Here is a 1,777-nt window from a genome sequence, read left to right as displayed (position 1 = left end):
TGACAATTAAATTTTGGATACCACATTTTCCTGAATACTTATGGTTGGTTTTTACTAAAAAGCATTGTAATTATCAAGATCATTAATTAAATAGCATAATCTATGAAGTACTAAAGAGCCACCGTTGTTTTCAAAATAGCCAGGCGAACAATAAATATTTTTATGATTAATTTATTCTGAGTTTGATATTAAGTTTTCTTTTAATTAGGGAAGTGTAAGTTGCTGTAATAATGATTCCGCCGATCCCCTCACCTAACATAACCAAGAGTGATAAAAACCTATTCGCGGAACTTAATTCGCAAGATGATAAAATATAAAAATAACCATACATTCCTAAAAACGATGGTCCAATTATTATAAATATGTAATCTGTACCAGAAGAAAAATACTTATAAAAACTATAACCAGACCAAAAAATAAAAAGCACTAATGAACTAATAAAAAAGAAGATTGCAGCACCAATTCCGTGATATTTGCTCGCGATATAAACATTTAATGGAACGACTATGAGACCGAATAAGCAATATACTATTGTATGTTTTTTTAGTTCCCCACTGCTATAACGCAAAAGAAAACAAAAATTAGAAAACACCCCAAAAACTCCACCAAGAAAAATCCATGGGAGATATTTTCCAGCACCATTAGAGAGTTCATAATTCCCACTCCACACATAAAGAAGTTTAGTTCCATTAAAAAAAATAAACATGGAAAGTGGTATCAAACATAGGCAAACAAATAGTACTGCACTGGTAAAATAATCACCGTATGCGCTATATTGCTTTTCACTATAACAACGTGTAAGTTTGGGCAAAAGCACTTGATTTAAGGGGTCGCTGATAATGAAGATTAATGCACTTACGGACACAGCAACGCTATATTTGGCATATTCTGATAATTCTATAAATTTTGTTAATGCTAGTTTATCTGATTGATTAACAATTATCCACATTACAGATATTATTGAAAGCTGCATTGCAAACATGATAATGTTTTTCAAGGGCAGCTTACCAATAGTATCATTTATCTCTGGTAAAGAAGATCTAATTATTCTCTTTGTCTTCTCACCATAATAAACCATCAGCATGGTATTTATTACCGCGGCGAACATTTGAACAATAAAGTATAATCTTATATCTCGATGATAATAACATAACAACAACAATGTAATTGGTTGCGAAAGTGTTACATAAACTAAATTGATACTTGATATCGTAATTTGGCTTTCGTTAGAGAGTAGAAGGCTCCGATACGGCCCTTGTAAATAACGGACTGCAAAGATACAAAACATTAATGAAATACAAAAGGCGATTTCATCCGTACTCAACGATGTCTTTAACCAGCTTTTACCATATTGATAAGAAAGGCATGAGCCAATTATCGCGACTAAGCTGCCAATCAATATAAAAAACTTTATTACCTTGTTAAAAATACCAATAAACTCCTCAAAATCTTCTCGACTTGACCTTGAAATTATTGCCTGACGTGTTAATACGCCACCAATTCCAGCATCCAGAATATTTAAACATGCTAGCAGCACGGCATAAAAACCAACCAAACCATATGATTCAAAACCCACGAGCTTAATAATGTAAGGGATGATTACAATGCTCACTATAGCTGTATAGATCCTTACACCATAGACGTACAAGAGTATAGTAAGTTGTTTTTTCATGTTTTCCTTTTATAAAAAAATTATTTTGTAGCAACAAGCAGTTAACGCAAAAAATAAACAAAAGCTGACCATTAAATGATCAGCAGGCTTTGTTGAATGATAGGT

Annotated in this window: 1 protein-coding gene; it reads right to left on the bottom strand. The window is 32.4% G+C overall.

The window, feature by feature from the left end:
- Positions 1 to 166: 166 nt before the first annotated feature.
- The gene (locus tag BBW68_RS12915; RefSeq protein ID WP_070135674.1) at positions 167 to 1,672 is read right to left on the bottom strand and encodes a lipopolysaccharide biosynthesis protein; all 1,506 of its coding nucleotides are present in this window, start codon (positions 1,670 to 1,672) and stop codon (positions 167 to 169) included.
- Between the last annotated feature and the right edge of the window lie 105 nt (positions 1,673 to 1,777).

The sequence above is a fragment of the Candidatus Erwinia dacicola genome, assembly GCF_001756855.1.
In the GTDB taxonomy this organism is placed as follows: domain Bacteria; phylum Pseudomonadota; class Gammaproteobacteria; order Enterobacterales; family Enterobacteriaceae; genus Erwinia; species Erwinia dacicola.
The sequence above is the reverse complement of the archived record's forward strand: the minus strand, read 5'-3'. Positions and strand labels throughout refer to the sequence as shown.

Bases quoted from the DNA above. Each gene is read 5' to 3' on its own strand.
- BBW68_RS12915 (WP_070135674.1), bottom strand. From the start codon at position 1,672: ATGAAAAAACAACTTACTATACTCTTGTACGTCTATGGTGTAAGGATC.